Annotated in this window: 19 protein-coding genes and 1 pseudogene; 13 read left to right on the top strand and 7 right to left on the bottom strand. The window is 68.8% G+C overall.

Annotated features, from left to right (window positions below):
* Positions 1 to 30: 30 nt before the first annotated feature.
* Positions 31 to 879: a hypothetical protein gene (locus ABZ848_RS38530; protein WP_360839556.1), complete on the bottom strand. Its 849-nt coding sequence runs from the start codon at positions 877 to 879 to the stop codon at positions 31 to 33.
* 605 nt (positions 880 to 1,484) lie between these two features.
* Positions 1,485 to 2,066, bottom strand: a complete 582-nt coding sequence (locus tag ABZ848_RS38525; RefSeq protein WP_360839554.1) for a helix-turn-helix domain-containing protein — start codon at positions 2,064 to 2,066, stop codon at positions 1,485 to 1,487.
* Positions 2,067 to 2,149: 83 nt separating this feature from the next.
* On the opposite strand from ABZ848_RS38525, the gene ABZ848_RS38520 reads away from it, so the two are divergent.
* The 6 genes and pseudogenes from ABZ848_RS38520 (at position 2,150) to ABZ848_RS38495 (ending at position 6,007) form a co-directional block, all read left to right on the top strand.
* On the top strand, positions 2,150 to 2,923 hold the full coding sequence (locus tag ABZ848_RS38520) for an SDR family oxidoreductase (protein WP_360839553.1): 774 nt from the start codon (positions 2,150 to 2,152) through the stop codon (positions 2,921 to 2,923).
* Positions 2,924 to 3,176: 253 nt separating this feature from the next.
* Positions 3,177 to 3,383, top strand: a pseudogene (locus ABZ848_RS38515) (ATP-binding protein); the annotation flags it as partial.
* A gap of 109 nt (positions 3,384 to 3,492) precedes the next feature.
* Positions 3,493 to 3,987 (top strand): MarR family transcriptional regulator, encoded by a 495-nt coding sequence (locus ABZ848_RS38510; protein WP_360839552.1) that lies wholly within the window; start codon positions 3,493 to 3,495, stop codon positions 3,985 to 3,987.
* Between the two features lie 121 nt (positions 3,988 to 4,108).
* Positions 4,109 to 4,726, top strand: coding sequence for a DsbA family protein (locus ABZ848_RS38505; protein WP_360839668.1), 618 nt, complete (start codon positions 4,109 to 4,111; stop codon positions 4,724 to 4,726).
* A 46-nt stretch (positions 4,727 to 4,772) separates the two neighbouring features.
* Positions 4,773 to 5,579 (top strand): MBL fold metallo-hydrolase, encoded by an 807-nt coding sequence (locus tag ABZ848_RS38500; RefSeq protein WP_360839551.1) that lies wholly within the window; start codon positions 4,773 to 4,775, stop codon positions 5,577 to 5,579.
* Positions 5,570 to 6,007 (top strand): nuclear transport factor 2 family protein, encoded by a 438-nt coding sequence (locus tag ABZ848_RS38495; protein WP_360839550.1) that lies wholly within the window; start codon positions 5,570 to 5,572, stop codon positions 6,005 to 6,007. Before ABZ848_RS38500 ends, ABZ848_RS38495 begins: the two co-directional genes overlap by 10 nt.
* A gap of 29 nt (positions 6,008 to 6,036) precedes the next feature.
* On the opposite strand, the gene ABZ848_RS38490 is transcribed toward ABZ848_RS38495, so the two are convergent.
* Together ABZ848_RS38490 and ABZ848_RS38485 are read right to left on the bottom strand one after the other, a co-directional pair.
* Complete coding sequence (locus ABZ848_RS38490) at positions 6,037 to 6,570, bottom strand: 2,4'-dihydroxyacetophenone dioxygenase family protein (RefSeq protein WP_360839548.1); 534 nt, start codon at positions 6,568 to 6,570, stop codon at positions 6,037 to 6,039.
* Between the two features lie 117 nt (positions 6,571 to 6,687).
* On the bottom strand, positions 6,688 to 7,398 hold the full coding sequence (locus tag ABZ848_RS38485; protein ID WP_360839546.1) for an SDR family oxidoreductase: 711 nt from the start codon (positions 7,396 to 7,398) through the stop codon (positions 6,688 to 6,690).
* A gap of 90 nt (positions 7,399 to 7,488) precedes the next feature.
* Here ABZ848_RS38485 and ABZ848_RS38480 point away from each other — a divergent pair, with 90 nt between their 5' ends.
* Entirely contained in the window at positions 7,489 to 8,079 is a 591-nt protein-coding gene (locus tag ABZ848_RS38480; protein WP_360839544.1) for a TetR/AcrR family transcriptional regulator, read from the top strand.
* 40 nt (positions 8,080 to 8,119) lie between these two features.
* Here the strand turns inward: ABZ848_RS38480 and ABZ848_RS38475 are convergent, their stop codons facing one another.
* Together ABZ848_RS38475 and ABZ848_RS38470 are read right to left on the bottom strand one after the other, a co-directional pair.
* Positions 8,120 to 8,647, bottom strand: coding sequence for a hypothetical protein (locus tag ABZ848_RS38475; protein WP_360839542.1), 528 nt, complete (start codon positions 8,645 to 8,647; stop codon positions 8,120 to 8,122).
* 1 nt (position 8,648) lies between these two features.
* Positions 8,649 to 9,152 (bottom strand): ATP-binding protein, encoded by a 504-nt coding sequence (locus ABZ848_RS38470; protein WP_360839540.1) that lies wholly within the window; start codon positions 9,150 to 9,152, stop codon positions 8,649 to 8,651.
* Positions 9,153 to 9,345: 193 nt separating this feature from the next.
* Here ABZ848_RS38470 and ABZ848_RS38465 point away from each other — a divergent pair, with 193 nt between their 5' ends.
* Together ABZ848_RS38465 and ABZ848_RS38460 are read left to right on the top strand one after the other, a co-directional pair.
* The gene (locus ABZ848_RS38465) at positions 9,346 to 9,576 is read left to right on the top strand and encodes a DUF397 domain-containing protein (protein WP_242766849.1); all 231 of its coding nucleotides are present in this window, start codon (positions 9,346 to 9,348) and stop codon (positions 9,574 to 9,576) included.
* 124 nt (positions 9,577 to 9,700) lie between these two features.
* Positions 9,701 to 10,621 carry a helix-turn-helix transcriptional regulator gene (locus tag ABZ848_RS38460; protein WP_360839538.1) on the top strand — a complete coding sequence of 307 codons (921 nt, stop codon included), beginning with the start codon at positions 9,701 to 9,703 and terminating at the stop codon, positions 10,619 to 10,621.
* A gap of 18 nt (positions 10,622 to 10,639) precedes the next feature.
* Here the strand turns inward: ABZ848_RS38460 and ABZ848_RS38455 are convergent, their stop codons facing one another.
* Positions 10,640 to 11,458 (bottom strand): SAM-dependent methyltransferase, encoded by an 819-nt coding sequence (locus tag ABZ848_RS38455; protein ID WP_360839666.1) that lies wholly within the window; start codon positions 11,456 to 11,458, stop codon positions 10,640 to 10,642.
* 166 nt (positions 11,459 to 11,624) lie between these two features.
* Between ABZ848_RS38455 and ABZ848_RS38450 the strand changes: the two genes are divergently transcribed.
* The 4 genes from ABZ848_RS38450 (at position 11,625) to ABZ848_RS38435 (ending at position 14,146) form a co-directional block, all read left to right on the top strand.
* Positions 11,625 to 11,879: a VOC family protein gene (locus tag ABZ848_RS38450; RefSeq protein ID WP_360839536.1), complete on the top strand. Its 255-nt coding sequence runs from the start codon at positions 11,625 to 11,627 to the stop codon at positions 11,877 to 11,879.
* 144 nt (positions 11,880 to 12,023) lie between these two features.
* Positions 12,024 to 12,425: a hypothetical protein gene (locus ABZ848_RS38445; protein WP_360839534.1), complete on the top strand. Its 402-nt coding sequence runs from the start codon at positions 12,024 to 12,026 to the stop codon at positions 12,423 to 12,425.
* A gap of 131 nt (positions 12,426 to 12,556) precedes the next feature.
* Positions 12,557 to 13,360: an SDR family NAD(P)-dependent oxidoreductase gene (locus ABZ848_RS38440; protein WP_360839532.1), complete on the top strand. Its 804-nt coding sequence runs from the start codon at positions 12,557 to 12,559 to the stop codon at positions 13,358 to 13,360.
* A 36-nt stretch (positions 13,361 to 13,396) separates the two neighbouring features.
* Positions 13,397 to 14,146, top strand: coding sequence for a glucose 1-dehydrogenase (locus ABZ848_RS38435; RefSeq protein WP_360839530.1), 750 nt, complete (start codon positions 13,397 to 13,399; stop codon positions 14,144 to 14,146).
* Positions 14,147 to 14,151: the final 5 nt, after the last annotated feature.

The following is a 14,151-nucleotide window of genomic DNA, read 5'->3' as shown; positions in this document are numbered from 1 at the left end:
GGATGGCGGGCAGTCGGCGCGCCTAATCGCTCACTTGACGTCGACGAAGTCGCCGGGCGCTGTCGAGGCGGCGGTGGTGGCCGTGCCCGCGAAGGCGTAGCGGTAGTAACCGTCGACCGTGGCCTTGGTGGTGGTCTTCAGGGCGCCGGTGCCGTTGGTCTCGACCGTCTTGAGGGTGGTGTAGGTGCTGCTGCCCTTCTTGCGGAACTGGAGCTTCACGGGCTGGGACGCGTAGCCCGCGTACTTGCCCGTCGACCAGTTCGCGCGGGTGAGCTTGCCCGTGACGGTGATGGTCTTGCCCTTCTTCACCGGCTCGGGCGTGGCGTTGGCGGTCAACGTGGAGGCCTTCTTGATGGCGGTGGTGGCGACGTCGTCGTTGTAACTGGCGTTCGCGTACAGGTCCCACGCGCCGAGGAACAGCTTCCACTTCCCGGCGACGCCGTTGTCCTTCATGTCGGTGGCCGGGTGGATGTTGAAGACGGCCTTGCAGTTATAGACGCCCTGGGTGGCGGTCTCGGTGCAGGCGGGGTCGTCGTCCGTCCCGAGGCCGCCGGTGATGCCGTCCGTGGTCGAACTGTCGGTGCCCTGCCACAGGAAGGCCTCGGTGAGGGCCACGCCGTTCTGGTCGGTGGCGGTGTACGTGACGGTGACGGACTTCGTGCCGGTGACGCCGAGGACGATGTCCTTGCCGCCGTTGATGACCGCGTTCGAGAACTTGGTGTTGCCCAACGAGTCCTTCGGCCGTACGGCGTCGGAGGCGAAGGATCTGAGCTTCGTCGTCGCGTCCGTACGCTCCGACGCCTGAGCGGCGACCGGAAGAGCGAGCACGGACAGAACGGCCGCACCGGAGACGGCGACGGCCGCAACGCGTATACGCATGAATCCCCCCACGGGAACCTGAGAGGCCCGCCGAAGTCCCCCTCCGGACGGGCCTGTTGATCTCCGCATCCTATGAACTCAGTACGGAAACAGTGAAGATCCTTTGTGTAATAAGTGTGTAATGGACCAGGGGGCTTGCCCGTCGTGCGCCGCCAGCCAGCCGTGGCCGTGACGTCCGCGGCGTACACGAGGGCAACCCGGTGGTTGTACTGGATGGTGTACGTCGCCTTGGCGCCGGTGACGACCCTGCCGTTGGAGCGGAAGGAATTGACGATCACGCCAGCGCGAGACGTGCTGTTGGCCAGACCAGCGGTTCGCAGTGTCCGTAGGGGCAGTCGCACGAGCCGATCACAAGTAACTTCGCGGTGGAGTCGGCTCATTGGCGACTTGTCGTACGACGATTCCAGAGGCTCGGACAGGACCCACGACCGCCTCGGCTTCACGAGTTCTCCGGCGACGACGCCTGCCGGATCGTCGTGGACCAGGTCACCGGCCACCGCCATTGCCGCGGCCTGCGTGCGGTCGGCAGCAGCCAGCCGGCGTCGCCTGCGCTCCCCGCCCCGGAGTCAGCCGAACCCCTTCCGGCCATAGGCAACAAGTACAGGTCAGCCTTGCGCATCCTCGAAGTAGCCGGTGAACAGGGCCCGATGCAGGACGCTTCGTAGTCGCCGGCTGCGTTCCTTTCTCCGTGTGACGTCCTCGACGCTCGCGACGCTCTCCCCGAGGGATACGGCCAGCATCAGGTCCTGGAGGTCCGTCTCCGGTCGTACCGTGCCCTCGACCCACCCCTGGTCGAGCAAGGGTTCGAAGGCGGCCTCGACGCGCCTGCTGTGCGCGAGGAACCACCGCTCGTCCGCGCCGGACAGGAACCGGGCGAGACCCCGGTTCGCCAGCTGCAGGTCCAGGATGAACGCGAGCAGCCGGGCGGCGCCGTCCGGCTGCCCGACCAGTTCCGCGGCGCGGAGGTCGATCTGGGCGGCGTTGTCCTCAAAGACGGTGGTCGCCAGTTCCTCGCGGGTGGCCCAGTTGCGGTAGAGCGTGGTGCGGCTCACGCCGGCCGCGCGAGCCACCTCCTCCAGGGCCACGTCATGGCCGCGCTCCGCGAAGAGTCGCCGCGCCGCCTCGATCAGCCGCTCCCGGTTGCGGGCCGCGTCGCGCCGCAGAGGTGCCGGAGGTACGTCGCTCATGGTCGAGAACCTTAGCTGGCCCAGAAACGTACACTGATGTACGTTTCCTGCGCGGGGAAGGTCACACGGATCGGAGCATCACCATGCGTGGATTGGCAGGAAAGACGTTCATCATGGCCGGCGGCGCCACCGGCGTCGGCAAGGGCACCGCACTGCGCCTGGGTGAGGAGGGCGCCAACGTCGTCGTCGGCGACATCAACATCGACGGCGCGAAGCTGACCGTCGAGGAGATCACCAAGGCCGGCGGCTCCGCCCTCGCGGTCCACTTCGACCTCGCCGACGAGGCCTCCGTCAACGATCTCGTCAAGCAGACCATCGACGAGTTCGGGGGTGTGCACGGCCTGTTCAACGTCGGCGCCGACCTCTCGCCGAACAACCTCGGCCGCGACACGAACCTGCTGGAGACCGACCTCGACGTGTGGGTCAGGACCCTCGACGTCAACGTCATCGGCTACGTCCGCACCGCCCGCGCCGTCCTGCCGCACCTGCTGGAGAACGGCAGCGGCTCCATCGTGAACTGCTCATCCGGTACGGCGGTCAGCGGCGGCGACCGCAAGCGCCCCGCCTACTCCGCCTCCAAGTCCGCGATCAACGCGCTCACCCGCCACATCGCCGGCAACTGGGGCAACGCCGGTGTGCGCTGCAACGGCGTGATGCCGGGCCTCGTCATGGGCGAGACCCAGGAGAAGCAGAACGACACCGAACTGCAGCAGATGTTCCTGTCCCGGGTGCCCACCACCCGCCTCGGCCGCCCGGCGGACCTGGGCTCGGTCGTGGCCTACCTGCTGTCCGACGACTCCGAGTGGATCAACGGGCAGGTCTGGGCGATCGACGGCGGCGCCAACATGCGCGCCTGACCGCCCTCTCCTCCGCCCCGAGGTACGACCGAGCCTCGGCGACGCGGGGCGCGTCGGCTGGCTCTGACGTGTTCCCGCATGACGCGCCCGGCGCTGTCGCCGTCCTTCTCCAGGATCAGTTCCAGACCAGGTGGTGTTCGCGGTCGGACTGGATGGGGCGGTCCAGACGCGCGGCCGGATGCCCACCAGGCCGGCCTCCGCGGCCTCGCCCGGTGCAAGCGCAACCTCGTCACGGCGGGCGCGGAGCGCGACCCCGATCACGCTGCGGCTGATCCGGGACCGGAGCCTGATCTGCGAGGTGTCGGACGGCAGCAGCACCTCACCTCATGTGCGACGCGCCCAGGACACGGACGAGGGCGGCCGCGGCCTCTATCTGATCGCCCAGCTGGCCCAGAACCGGGGGACGCAGTACGGCGGGCGGGGCAAGACGATCTGGGCCGAGCAGGCTCTCCCCGGCTGACGGTCCGGCGCACACTTCTGATCCGGGCGCGCGTCTCGTCCCGACCGGATCCGCGGCATGATCGGTGGAGGACGGCGATGCCGTGGAGGACGGGACGGGTGGTGGGGCTGTGGGTGAGGGGCCGGAGATCTCGTCTCCGAAGGAGGCCGCGGACAATGAGCTCGTGCTCGCGTTCGGGCGGCTACAGGGGGCGGCGAGCCGGCTGGAGTACATCCTGGGCCGCTCGCTGGAGCGGGAGTGCGGCATCAGCCATCTCATGTACGAGGTGCTGCTCATCCTGGGCCGGGCGGGCGGGCCCGGACTGTCGATGCGGGCCATCGCCCAGGAGCAGGTGCTCACCACGGGCGGGGCGACGCGGCTGGTGGACCGGATGGAGGCGGCCGGGCTGGTCGAGCGGGTGGACGATCCCGGCGACCGGCGGGGCCGGCTGGTCCGGCTGACTCCCGGCGGCGAGGAGACCACCGTGCGCGCGACCCGCCTCCACGTGGAGAACATCCGCCGCTACTTCCTGGCGCCCCTGCCGCCGGAGGACCGCGAGCGCTTCGCCGAGGATCTGCGCATCCTCAGCCACTCTGCTCGGGACGTACTGCCCCGCCTTCCCTGACGTAGGCGCGGAGGTTGTGGTCGGCGTCACACGTGCAGCGAAATATCTGACGAGTCAGTTACTGTTCTCTCAGGTGAAGCGCTCGCAGTGGGTGGGCGCCGCAACCCTTGCCGAGGTACCGATGAAGCTGGTCTACGCCTTCGACGCCTACTGCGGCTGGTCGCACGGGTTCTCCCCGACCCTGCGCGAGGTCGTCTCCCGGCACCCTGATCTGCCGGTCGAGATGGTCTCCGGCGGGCTGTTCACCGGCTCCCGCCGGGTCCCGATCCGGGAGTTCGGCTACGTCCAGGGCGCGAACGCCGACATCGCCGAGCTGACCGGTGCCGAGTTCGGCGAGGGATACGAGCGGCTGATCGCCGACGGGTCGTTCGTGATGGACTCCGAGGCCGCCGCCCGTGGCGTGGCCGCCCTGCGCCAGGTCGCGCCCGACCGTGCGGCGGAGCTGGCCACGGCACTGCAGGACATCTTCTACGTCGACGGACTGAGCCTGTCCGACTCGGCCACCTACCGGAAGGTCGCCGAGGACGCCGGGCTGGACGCCGACGCCGTGGTCGCCGCCTTCGAGTCCCCGCAGGCGCAGCGGGCGGCCGAGGCCGACTTCCACCGCTCCGTCGTACTGGGCGTCCAGGGCTTCCCCACCCTGCTCGCCATCGACGGCGAGCACGTCACGCCCCTGGCCTACGGCCGCGCCACCGCCGACGAGGTCGACCGACAGCTCACCGCCCTCAGCACCCGCTGATCGTCACCCCCGTCCCCATGCCCAACTCCCCGTCAAGGAGCCATCGATGAGCACCCTCTCCTTCAAGGTCCTGGACCTGGACTTCCCGGCCGGCAGCAAGAACAAGACCGCCACTCTCGTCACGGGCGAGAACGAGGCGTTGCTGGTGGACGCGGCCTTCACGCGCGCCGACGGCCACCGGCTGGCTGCTGAGATCCTCGACTCCGGCAAGCAGCTCACCACCGTGTTCATCAGCCACGGCGACCCCGACTTCTACTTCGGCGCCGAGGTGATCGCCGACGCTTTCCCGGACGCCGACTTCGTCGCCACGCCGATCGTCATCGAGCACATCCAGCACTCGTACGAGGGGAAGCTCAAGGCCTGGGCCGCGCTCGGCGCCAATCTGCCCACCCGCCTCGTCGACATCGAGCCGCTGAGCGGTGACCTCACCCTGGAGGGCCACCGCTTCGAGCTCAAGGGCGGCCCGGCGGGCCTGCCCGACCGCCACTACCTCTGGCAGGCCGAGCACCGCGCTCTCCTCGGCGGCGTACTGCTCTTCCAGCAGGAGCACGTCTGGGTCGCCGACACCCCCACCCCGGGCGACCGTGCCGCCTGGATCGACCTCCTCGACGAAATGGCCGCGTTGCAGCCGGAGTTGGTCGTCCCGGGACACCGTCTGCCGTCCGCTCCTGCTGATACCTCCGCGATCGCGGCCACCCGCGAGTACCTCCTCGCCTTCGAGGAGGAGCTCACCAACGCAGCCGACGGCGCCGCTCTGACCAAGGCGCTGGTCAAGCGCTACCCGGGCAACGGCATGCAGATCGCCGCCCAGATCGGTGCGAAGGTCGCCAAGGGCGAGATGAAGTGGGGCTGACCGAAGTGCCGTACGAGAACAGCGACTTCGCGACCTCCGCCGCGCCCGCCGATGTGGTGCGCCGCCAGTACCTGGCCTCCGCGGCGGGCGACCTGGCGGCTCTGCGGGCGACGCTCGCTCCCGACGTGGAGTGGACGGAGATGGCCGGCTTTCCGCTGGCCGGCACCTACCGCACTCCCGAGGGCGTCACCTCCAACGTCATGGAAAGGCTCGGTCGGGACTGGGACGGCTGGACCGCGCACGACGACAGCTATGTCGTCGACGGCGAGAACGTCGTCGTGCTGGCCCGCTACACCGCGACCAACAGGGCGACCGGCAAGTCCATCGACGTACGCGTGGCCCACCACTTCGTCGTCCGCGGCGGTTTGATCGTCCGGTTCGAGCAGTTCGTCGACACCGCGCTCGTCCTTGAGGCCATGACGCACTGAGGCTGTCGGCTTCGACCGCCACAACTCGTCTAGCGGAAAAGGGAGTTGACGTAGTCAGCCCCTATGCCGTTCTTCTCGTAATGCGCACGGCACATCTCTATGTAGTCGTGTACGTCGAAGAAGCCGTCGGGCTCGCCGTTCTCGTCCAACCAGATCAGCGGGCCCTTCACGATGAAGAACGCCTTCATCGGCTCGTCGCTCTCGTAGGCCACGAGCGTGTGTCCCTCGCCCGGCGCCTCGTACACGAAGTCACCGGCGCGGGCGGTCCAAGGCCGCTCCAGGTAGCCCCACTTGCCGGAGATCGTGTACGCGAACACCTCGTGCGGGTGGTAGTGCCGGTTGACCAGGCCGGCTTCCTTGGCGCGCAGGATGTCGGCCCACGAGTTGTCCTTGACGTTGATCCACAGCGGGCGCGAGCCGACGGTGTCCGTGAACGGCACATAGAACTTGTCGTCGTCGGTGGCCACTTGGGAGAGGTAGACCTCGGGCAGGGCGTCGGGCTTGAAGGAGTTCGTGATCGGCTTGAGGTTCTTCCAGAACTCGTCGCCGGCGGCTTCGGGCATGATCGGCTCCCTGTCTGTCGCGCATGGGTGGCCGCAAGTGAACCCCGGTACTCGGCGGTAGGTCTTTTCCGTGGCGGACAACTGGCCTTGTCTATTCGGGACATGCGATGTGTTCCGTCAGGCGGTGAGGCGTGCGCCGCCGTCTGTTTCGATGATGGTGCCGGTGATGTTGAGGTTGGTGGCCAGCAGCACGATGGCCTCGGCGACATCCGGGGCGGTCGCTATGCGCTTGGTGGGCAGGGTGTCGGCGGCCTGCTTGAAGAACGCGGATCGGTCCTCCGCTGCGAGTCCGTCCCACCAGGGCGTGTCCACGTAACCCGGCGAGACCGCGTTCACCCGGATCGGCGCCAGCTCGGCGGCGAGCGGTTGAACGAGCCCTTCCACGGCGGCGTTGAGGGAGCCGATCCCGGCCGTGCCGGGCATGGCGGCCCTCGCCGTGATGGCTCCGACGAGAGTGATCGAGGCGTCCGTGTCGAGGTGGGCGAGCGAGGCCTGGACCGCGGTGACCGTGGGCCAGTACTTCTCCTCGAACGCCTGCCGCAGGCCGTCGAGCGGCAGGTCGCCGAGCGGGCCGACGCCGCCCTTCCCGGCGAGGGTGATGACGAGGTGGCGGATCGGGGCGATCCTCGCCGCGAGGGACGCGACCGCCTCCTTGTCGGCGGCATCGAGGACGTGCCCGTGGACGTCCCCGTCGATGGCCGCCGTTGCCCGACCGAGCCGCTCCGCGTTTCGTCCGGCGATGTGGACGGCGTGCCCTCGGCTGCCGAATTGCTGGGCGACCGCAAGGCCGATGCCCGACGTGCCACCGATCACGAGTGCAGTGGACATACCCACTCCTTATTTCGAGACGTTTCGTCTCGAATAAGAGTAGCACCATTTCTAGACGTGTCGTCTCGATAAAGCGTTAGACTTGTGCGCATGGACGGCGCTACAACACCTGCCCGCGGGCGCAAACGGAGCGAGCAGACGAGACTCGCGATCCTCACCGCGGCCTACGAGCTCACGACCGAAGTCGGCTTCCCGGAAGTCACCGTCGAGGGCATCGCCGCGCGCGCCGGGTCAGGCAAGCAGACCGTGTACCGCTGGTGGCCCACGAAGGCGGACGTCCTGCTCGAAGCCCTGGCGCTCAAGGCTGATCTGAAGATCTCCACCGCGGACCGGGGTTCGTTCGACGCGGAGCTGGACGCGTTCCTGCGGGACTCCGCCGCCCTGATGGCCTTCCCGGGGGTGGCCCCCGTCCTGCGCTCCCTGATGGCCGAGGCACAGCGCGACGCGGACTTCCGGCGCCGCTTCCAGGACGGCTTCCTGAGCAAGCGCAGGGCCGCGCTCGAGACCATCGTCGAGCGGGCCGCGGTCCGCGGCGACAAGCCCGCCGACCTGACGGCGGGCTTCACCGCCGACCTGGTGTTCGGCCTGATCTGGTACCGGGTCCTCGCCACGGATCGCCTGCTCGACCAGGCGGACATCACCGCGATGCGCCGGCTGTTGAACGAACACACCGGCGAGTAGCAGCGCCGCCCGACCGCACGGGCCGCGTCCGCCGTGATCCTCACTCGGCCAGCGTCGCGGCGAGTTCCTTGGTGGCGTGGACTACGTCGGCGTCGGGTTCGGTCAGGAGGCGTGGGATCGCGTCGCGCTCGGCGCGTACGGCGCGGCGGGCCGCGTGTTCCCACTCGACGTGGGCGCCGTGGTGGCGGTGGAGTTTGGGGTAGACGGCGGCGGTGGTCGCCCACTGCCGGGCCCCGGCGATGTCCCGCAGGAGCCGCAGTATCTGTGCCCGGCAGGTTGTCTGCGGGCGTTGTGCGAGGTCCCACAGGAAGGGGACGGTGACGGCTGTCGCCTGGCCGACGACGAAGCCGTACTGGCAGATCCGGTGCTGCAGGCGGTGCAGCGCGTCGCGGGCGGCGGGCTCGTCGCCGGAGGCGACGGCCGCGAGGAGGAACGGGATGGCCGCGGCGCATCCTGATACGTCCTCGATGTCGCGCCAGGAGACGAGGCCGACTTCATGGAGTGCTGCCGGGGGCTTTCTGGCCGTCGCGGGAGGATCAGCGCCGGCAGACCCCGGTCGTGGCGTCACGTCAGCCGCGCTCCGTGGGGAGCATGGCCCAGACGGTCTTGCCGGTGGCCGTGGTGCGCGTCCAGCCCCAGTGCTGGGCGAGGGCCTCGACCAGGAAGAGGCCCCGGCCGTGCTCCTGGAGCGGGTCGACGGTGTGCGGGCTCGTGGGGATGCTCTGGCTCTGGTCGGTGACGGCGCAGAGCAGGTGGGAGGGCCGCAGCGTGAGCCGCAGCCGGACCTCGGAGCCGGTTTCGCCGTCCGTGTCGGGTCGTACGGCATGCACCAGAGCGTTGGCGGTCAACTCGGAGACGATGGTGAGGGCGTCGTCCAGACAGTGGTCCAACTCCCAGTCGGTGAGGACGCGTTCGGTGAACGCACGGGCCTGGCCGCAACCGGAGCGCTCGCCGGGCACGCGCAGTTGGGCTGTCCTCGACGGGATTCGTCGCGCGGCACCAAGAGCTGCGGTCCGGCCCGGCTGTTGAACCGCGGGGTCGAACCAGGGTGCTGGGTGCGCGGGCAGCGACACGACTTCTCCTGAGGTGACGTCAGGGTGGGGCGTCGGCATGAGGTTGGCGTCTTGGTTATTATCCACGCCGAGAGCGAACTCGTGCAATTTCACGAGAAATTGCATGCGGTTCCGGCCAACCGGTGTCACGCGGGACGGGCCGTCCAGGAGCGGCGGGCTCACCGCGTGGCACGACATGCGCGAGGAGGCAGTGGTGTCCACGGTTCCGAACGGGGTGCGAGCGAGTTCACTGGACGTCCGCTGGGTCAAGAGCCGGCACAGCAACGCCGAGGGCAACTGTGTCGAGGTGGCCGCCCTGGCCGAGGGAGGTGTGGCGATACGCAACTCCCGTGATCCGCACGGGCCCGCACTGATCTACACGCCGGATGAGGTGGCGGCTTTTCTCGCCGGTGCCAGGGAGGGCGAGTTCGACCATCTGCTGTGAAAGGTCCGGCGACCTCTGTGGCTGAGGGGGCCAACTCCCGTACTCCGGAGGGGCCGACGCCTGCGACCGGAGACGTGTTGGTGCGATAATGCGGTCTGTCGTCCCCAGTCCACAGGGAGTCAGGATGCCCTCCGAGTCACCCCGAGTCTCCCGCCTCGAACCGTATCTGACCCGCACCGAGCCCGCGCCGACTTTGCTCAAGATGCTGGTCGGGGCGCAGCTGGTCGGCATCCGCGAAGACGCGGGCCTCGCCCAGGAACAGGCCGCCCGGGCCGTGGGGTTCAGCCCGGCCAAGCTGTCCCGCATCGAGGCCGGAAAGGGGCGCAGGCCGCCCACCGAGGGCGACATCCGGGCGCTGCTGGAGCTCTACCGGGCGGACGAGCACGAATCGTCGGTGCTGCTGCAACTGCTGCGGCGCGCCGGGGAGCCCGGCTGGTGGCAGCGCTTCGACAAGCGGCTGATGCCGGAGTGGTTCGACCGGCTGGTCGGGCTGCAGGAGGCGGCCGACGCCATCCGCACCTTCGAGATCCAGTACGTTCCCGGGCTGCTGCAGACTCCGGCGTACACCCGCGCGGTGGTGGAGCGCGGACTGCCCTCGGCCCCGGACCGCGAGGTGCAGCGGCGCGTCGAACTGCGCATGAAGCGGGCGGAGTTGCTGCTGCGGGCGGACGCGCCGCAGTTGTGGGCCATCGTCGACGAGTCCGTGCTGTTGCGTGTCATGGGCAGCCGTGAGGTCATGCGGGAGCAGCTCCAGCACCTGGCCGCGATGGCCCAACTGCCGCATGTGACCGTCCAGATCGTCCCACTGGACGTGACCGACGCCTCCGCGCCGGCGATCCCCGTCACCTACCTGCGCTTCGGTGGCCTCGACCTGCCCGACATCGTCTATCTGGAGCACATCAGGAGCGCGACGTTCCTGGAGGACCGCGACGAGACGGAGCAGTACCGGGTGTCCCTGGACCAACTGGCCGACGACGCCCTCGATCCCCGCGAGTCGTTGGCGCTGCTCCGCACCATCACAGAGCAGCGCTACGGCACCGTATGAGCCGTCGTCCGTGTCCGATCAGCGGATGCGGGCGACACCGCCGAACTCGATCCACTCCTGGGTGGCCTGACGGGGCGCCACCTCGTTGTCGGGACGCCAGGTGGACACCTCCACCAGGCCCGGTTCGAGGATCTCCATTCCCTCGAACCACTCCGCGACGTCCTTCTCCTGCCGCACCCGGCCCCAGTGTCCCTGCGTGGCCTGGTCCATGAAGCCGGTCACGAACTCCCGGACCTCGGGGTCCTCGCTCACCAGCTGACACATCACCAGGTAGCTGCCGGGTACGAGCCGTTCGGTGACCCGCCGCACCACCGCGAGGGGCCCGTCGGTCTCGCTGTCCGGAATGCAGTGGAACACCGAGTTGAACAGCACCGCCACCGGCTGCGAGAAGTCGATCAGCCGCTTGGTGTCCGGGTGGGAGAAGATCTCCTCCGTCTCGCGGAAGTCTGCCTGGATGACGGCCGTGCGCTCGTTCTGGTCGAGCAGCGCCCTGCCGTGCACCAGGACCATCGGGTCGTTGTCGACGTAGACCACGCGTGACGCGGGATCGATCCGCTGCGCCACCTGGTGCACGTTGTCCTGGGTCGGCAGCCCGGACCCGTGATCGAGGAACTGCCGGATGCCGTAGTCCTCGGCCAGCCTTCCGACCACCCGCTGCAGGAAGCGCCGGTTGTTCAGGGCCAGCGCGCGGGTGCTGGGCACGACCTTGTCCAGTTCCTCGCACGCGGCGCGGTCCACGGCGTAGTTGTCCTTGCCGCCCAGATAGTGGTCGTACATGCGCGCGGCCGTCGGCACGGTGGCATCGATCTTGGTGGACAACCGCTTCCCGGACTCCATCGTCTCCCCCTGTTCCACGTCGCGCCGAGTTGTCACGCGCGCCAGGCAACACATCCTAGAGACAAGACACTTGCCCCAGCCACCTCCTTGCCCTTGCGGGCGCCCGCTTCGAGGTGCGCTGATGGAACGAGAGGGGGCTGTCGCCTTGAGATCTCGGAGTGATGCCATGTGGTGGGGAACGGCGATCGAGGCACCGGACCCCAGCGGGTTGGCCAGGTTCTACGCCGAACTCCTCGGCTGGCACCTCGGGCACGAAGAGCCGGACACGGCCGTCGTCGCCGCTTCTCCGCAAGGACCGTTCTTCGTGTTCCAGCGGGCGGAGGGCTATCGGCCGCCGGTGTGGCCGCCGCCGCAGGAGAACGTCCGCGTGCTGTTCGACCCGGCCGGCCACCCCTTCTGCCTGTGCTTCGACGAGGGGTGAGCCAGGGTGGCCGGTGCTGACGAGAGCGGCGATGCTCGCGGCGGCGAGGGTGGCACGTAGTAATCTCCTTCGGCCGCACACCCCAACGCCCTTGGAAGAAAGGGCAGTTGGCTCAGAGAGTCAGCTCTGACGGAGGAGCCTTTCATGAACCGCGCTCGACTCATCGCCGCCTCGTGCACGGCGTTCGCACTGGCCGCCGCTTCAGTGATCGTCGCAGCTCCGGCCGAGGCCTCTTCCACGGTCTGCCGGCTCAAGTCCTACGACAATCCGCTCATTCCGGGGACTGAGAAGTTCCTGGTGCCTGACTACGACCTGTCGTACGGCAGCACGGACGCCTGTGTCCCGTCATGGCAGCGTCAGATCAACCACCGCTACGGCGCCGTACTCACCGTCGACGGCATCTTCGGCCAGAACACCAGAGCCTGGACCAGGCTCATCCAGGGCACCAGCGAGTACTCCTGGTGCGCGGGAGGTACCGACGGGATCGCAGGGCCCAAGACGATCAGCTGCTTCGAGTGCGAGAACGGGTACACCAGCTGGGGGTGACTGGAGGCGGCGCGTCCGCCGCAGTCGGTCTGTCCCGAACCTTGTCACTCGCGCATCTCGAATCTAGACTCAATCAAAATGAAGCTAGTTCAGTTCAGGAAGCGTTGGGGCGAGTACTCGGGAGCGGATTCGTGGTGGGTTCCTTGGACGGCAAGACCGGGCTCGTCACCGGTGCGGGGCAGGGCATCGGACAGTCGATCGCCGTGGAGATGGCCCGGCAGGGCGCGTCCGCGGTGGCCGTCGCCGACCGGAACGAGAAGACCGCCCACGAGACCGCGGAACTCATACGAGCCGCCGGGGCACAGGCCGAGGCCATCGTCTGCGATCTGCGCGACGGCGACAGCATCGTCGACATGGTCACCCGTACCGCGCGACGCTTCGACGGGCTCGACGTCCTCGTCAACAACGCCGGCGTGATCGAGACCGCGTTCACCGCCGAAGCCGACCGCGGAGTGGACTCCCTGTCCGAGGAGATCTGGGACGCGGTCTACGAGGTCAACCTCAAGGCCGTGTGGCTGACCACCAAGGCCGCCGCACCGTATCTGCGCCGCTCCACGCGCGGGCCCGCCATCGTCAACGCGGCCTCCGTCTCGGGCCTCACCGGCTTTCCCAACGCACCCGCGTACGGCGTGACCAAGGCCGGCGTCATCCACCTGACCAAGGTCACCGCCGTCGACCTGGCGCCCGTGCGCTGCAACTGCTTCTGCCCGGGCGTCATCGAGACACCGCTCGCCCGCGACTACATGGCCGCCGCCGAGGATCCCGCCGCCATGGAACACGAGCTGACCGCACCTCAGTTGATACCGCGGCTCGGCCGGCCGGAAGAGGTCGCCAAGCTGGCCTGCTTCCTGGCCTCCGACGACGCCGCGTTCATCACGGGAGCGTCGTACGTGATCGACGGGGGCGCCCTTACCTGGCTCGGCATGCGGGACTGAGGGCGGACCACGACGTACCGAGAGGTGAGGGAAGCGATGCATTCGAGGCTGACCGGGAAGACCGCGCTGGTGACCGGTGCCACGGGCGGCATCGGTGACGCCGTCGTACGGCGGCTCGCGGCCGAGGGTGCGACGGTCGTGGTGACCGATCTCGACGCCGATCGCTGCGAGAAGCTCGCCGAGGAGGTGGGGGGCCGTGCCCTGGGGCTGGCCCTTGATGTGTCCGACGAGTCGGCCTGGCAGGACGTCGTCGCCACGGCGACCGACGCGTTGGGCGAGCTGTCGGTGCTGGTCAACAACGCGGGGATCGCCTCGATGCGCAACGTGGAGACCGAGACCATGGAGTCCTGGGATCAGGTCCTCGCCGTGACGCAGACCGGGGTCTGGCTGGGCATGAAGCATGCCGGCCCGTCCATCGAGCGCGCCGGCGGTGGTTCGATCGTCAACGTCGCGTCCATCTTCGGTACGGTCGGCGGCTTCGGCGCCCAGTTCTCGTATCACGCGGCGAAGGGCGCCGTGCGCCTGATGACGAAGAACGCCGCGCTGCACTGGGCCGAGCGCGGCGTCCGGGTGAACTCGCTTCACCCCGGTTTCATCGAGACGCCCCGCTCCCGCGAACTGTGGCGCGACACGCCCCGGTTGACCGCGATGGTCGAGGGGACGCCGCTCGGCCGGCTCGGTACGCCGGAGGAGGTGGCGGCCGCCGTGGCCTTCCTCGCCTCCGACGACGCGAGCTTCATGACCGGATCCGAGCTCTATGTCGACGGAGGCTGGACGGCGCGTTGAGCCGT

This window comes from Streptomyces sp. NPDC047081 (assembly GCF_040643775.1).
In the GTDB taxonomy this organism is placed as follows: domain Bacteria; phylum Actinomycetota; class Actinomycetes; order Streptomycetales; family Streptomycetaceae; genus Streptomyces.
Note: the sequence above shows the minus strand (reverse complement) of the source record. Positions and strands in the feature narration are given on the sequence as shown.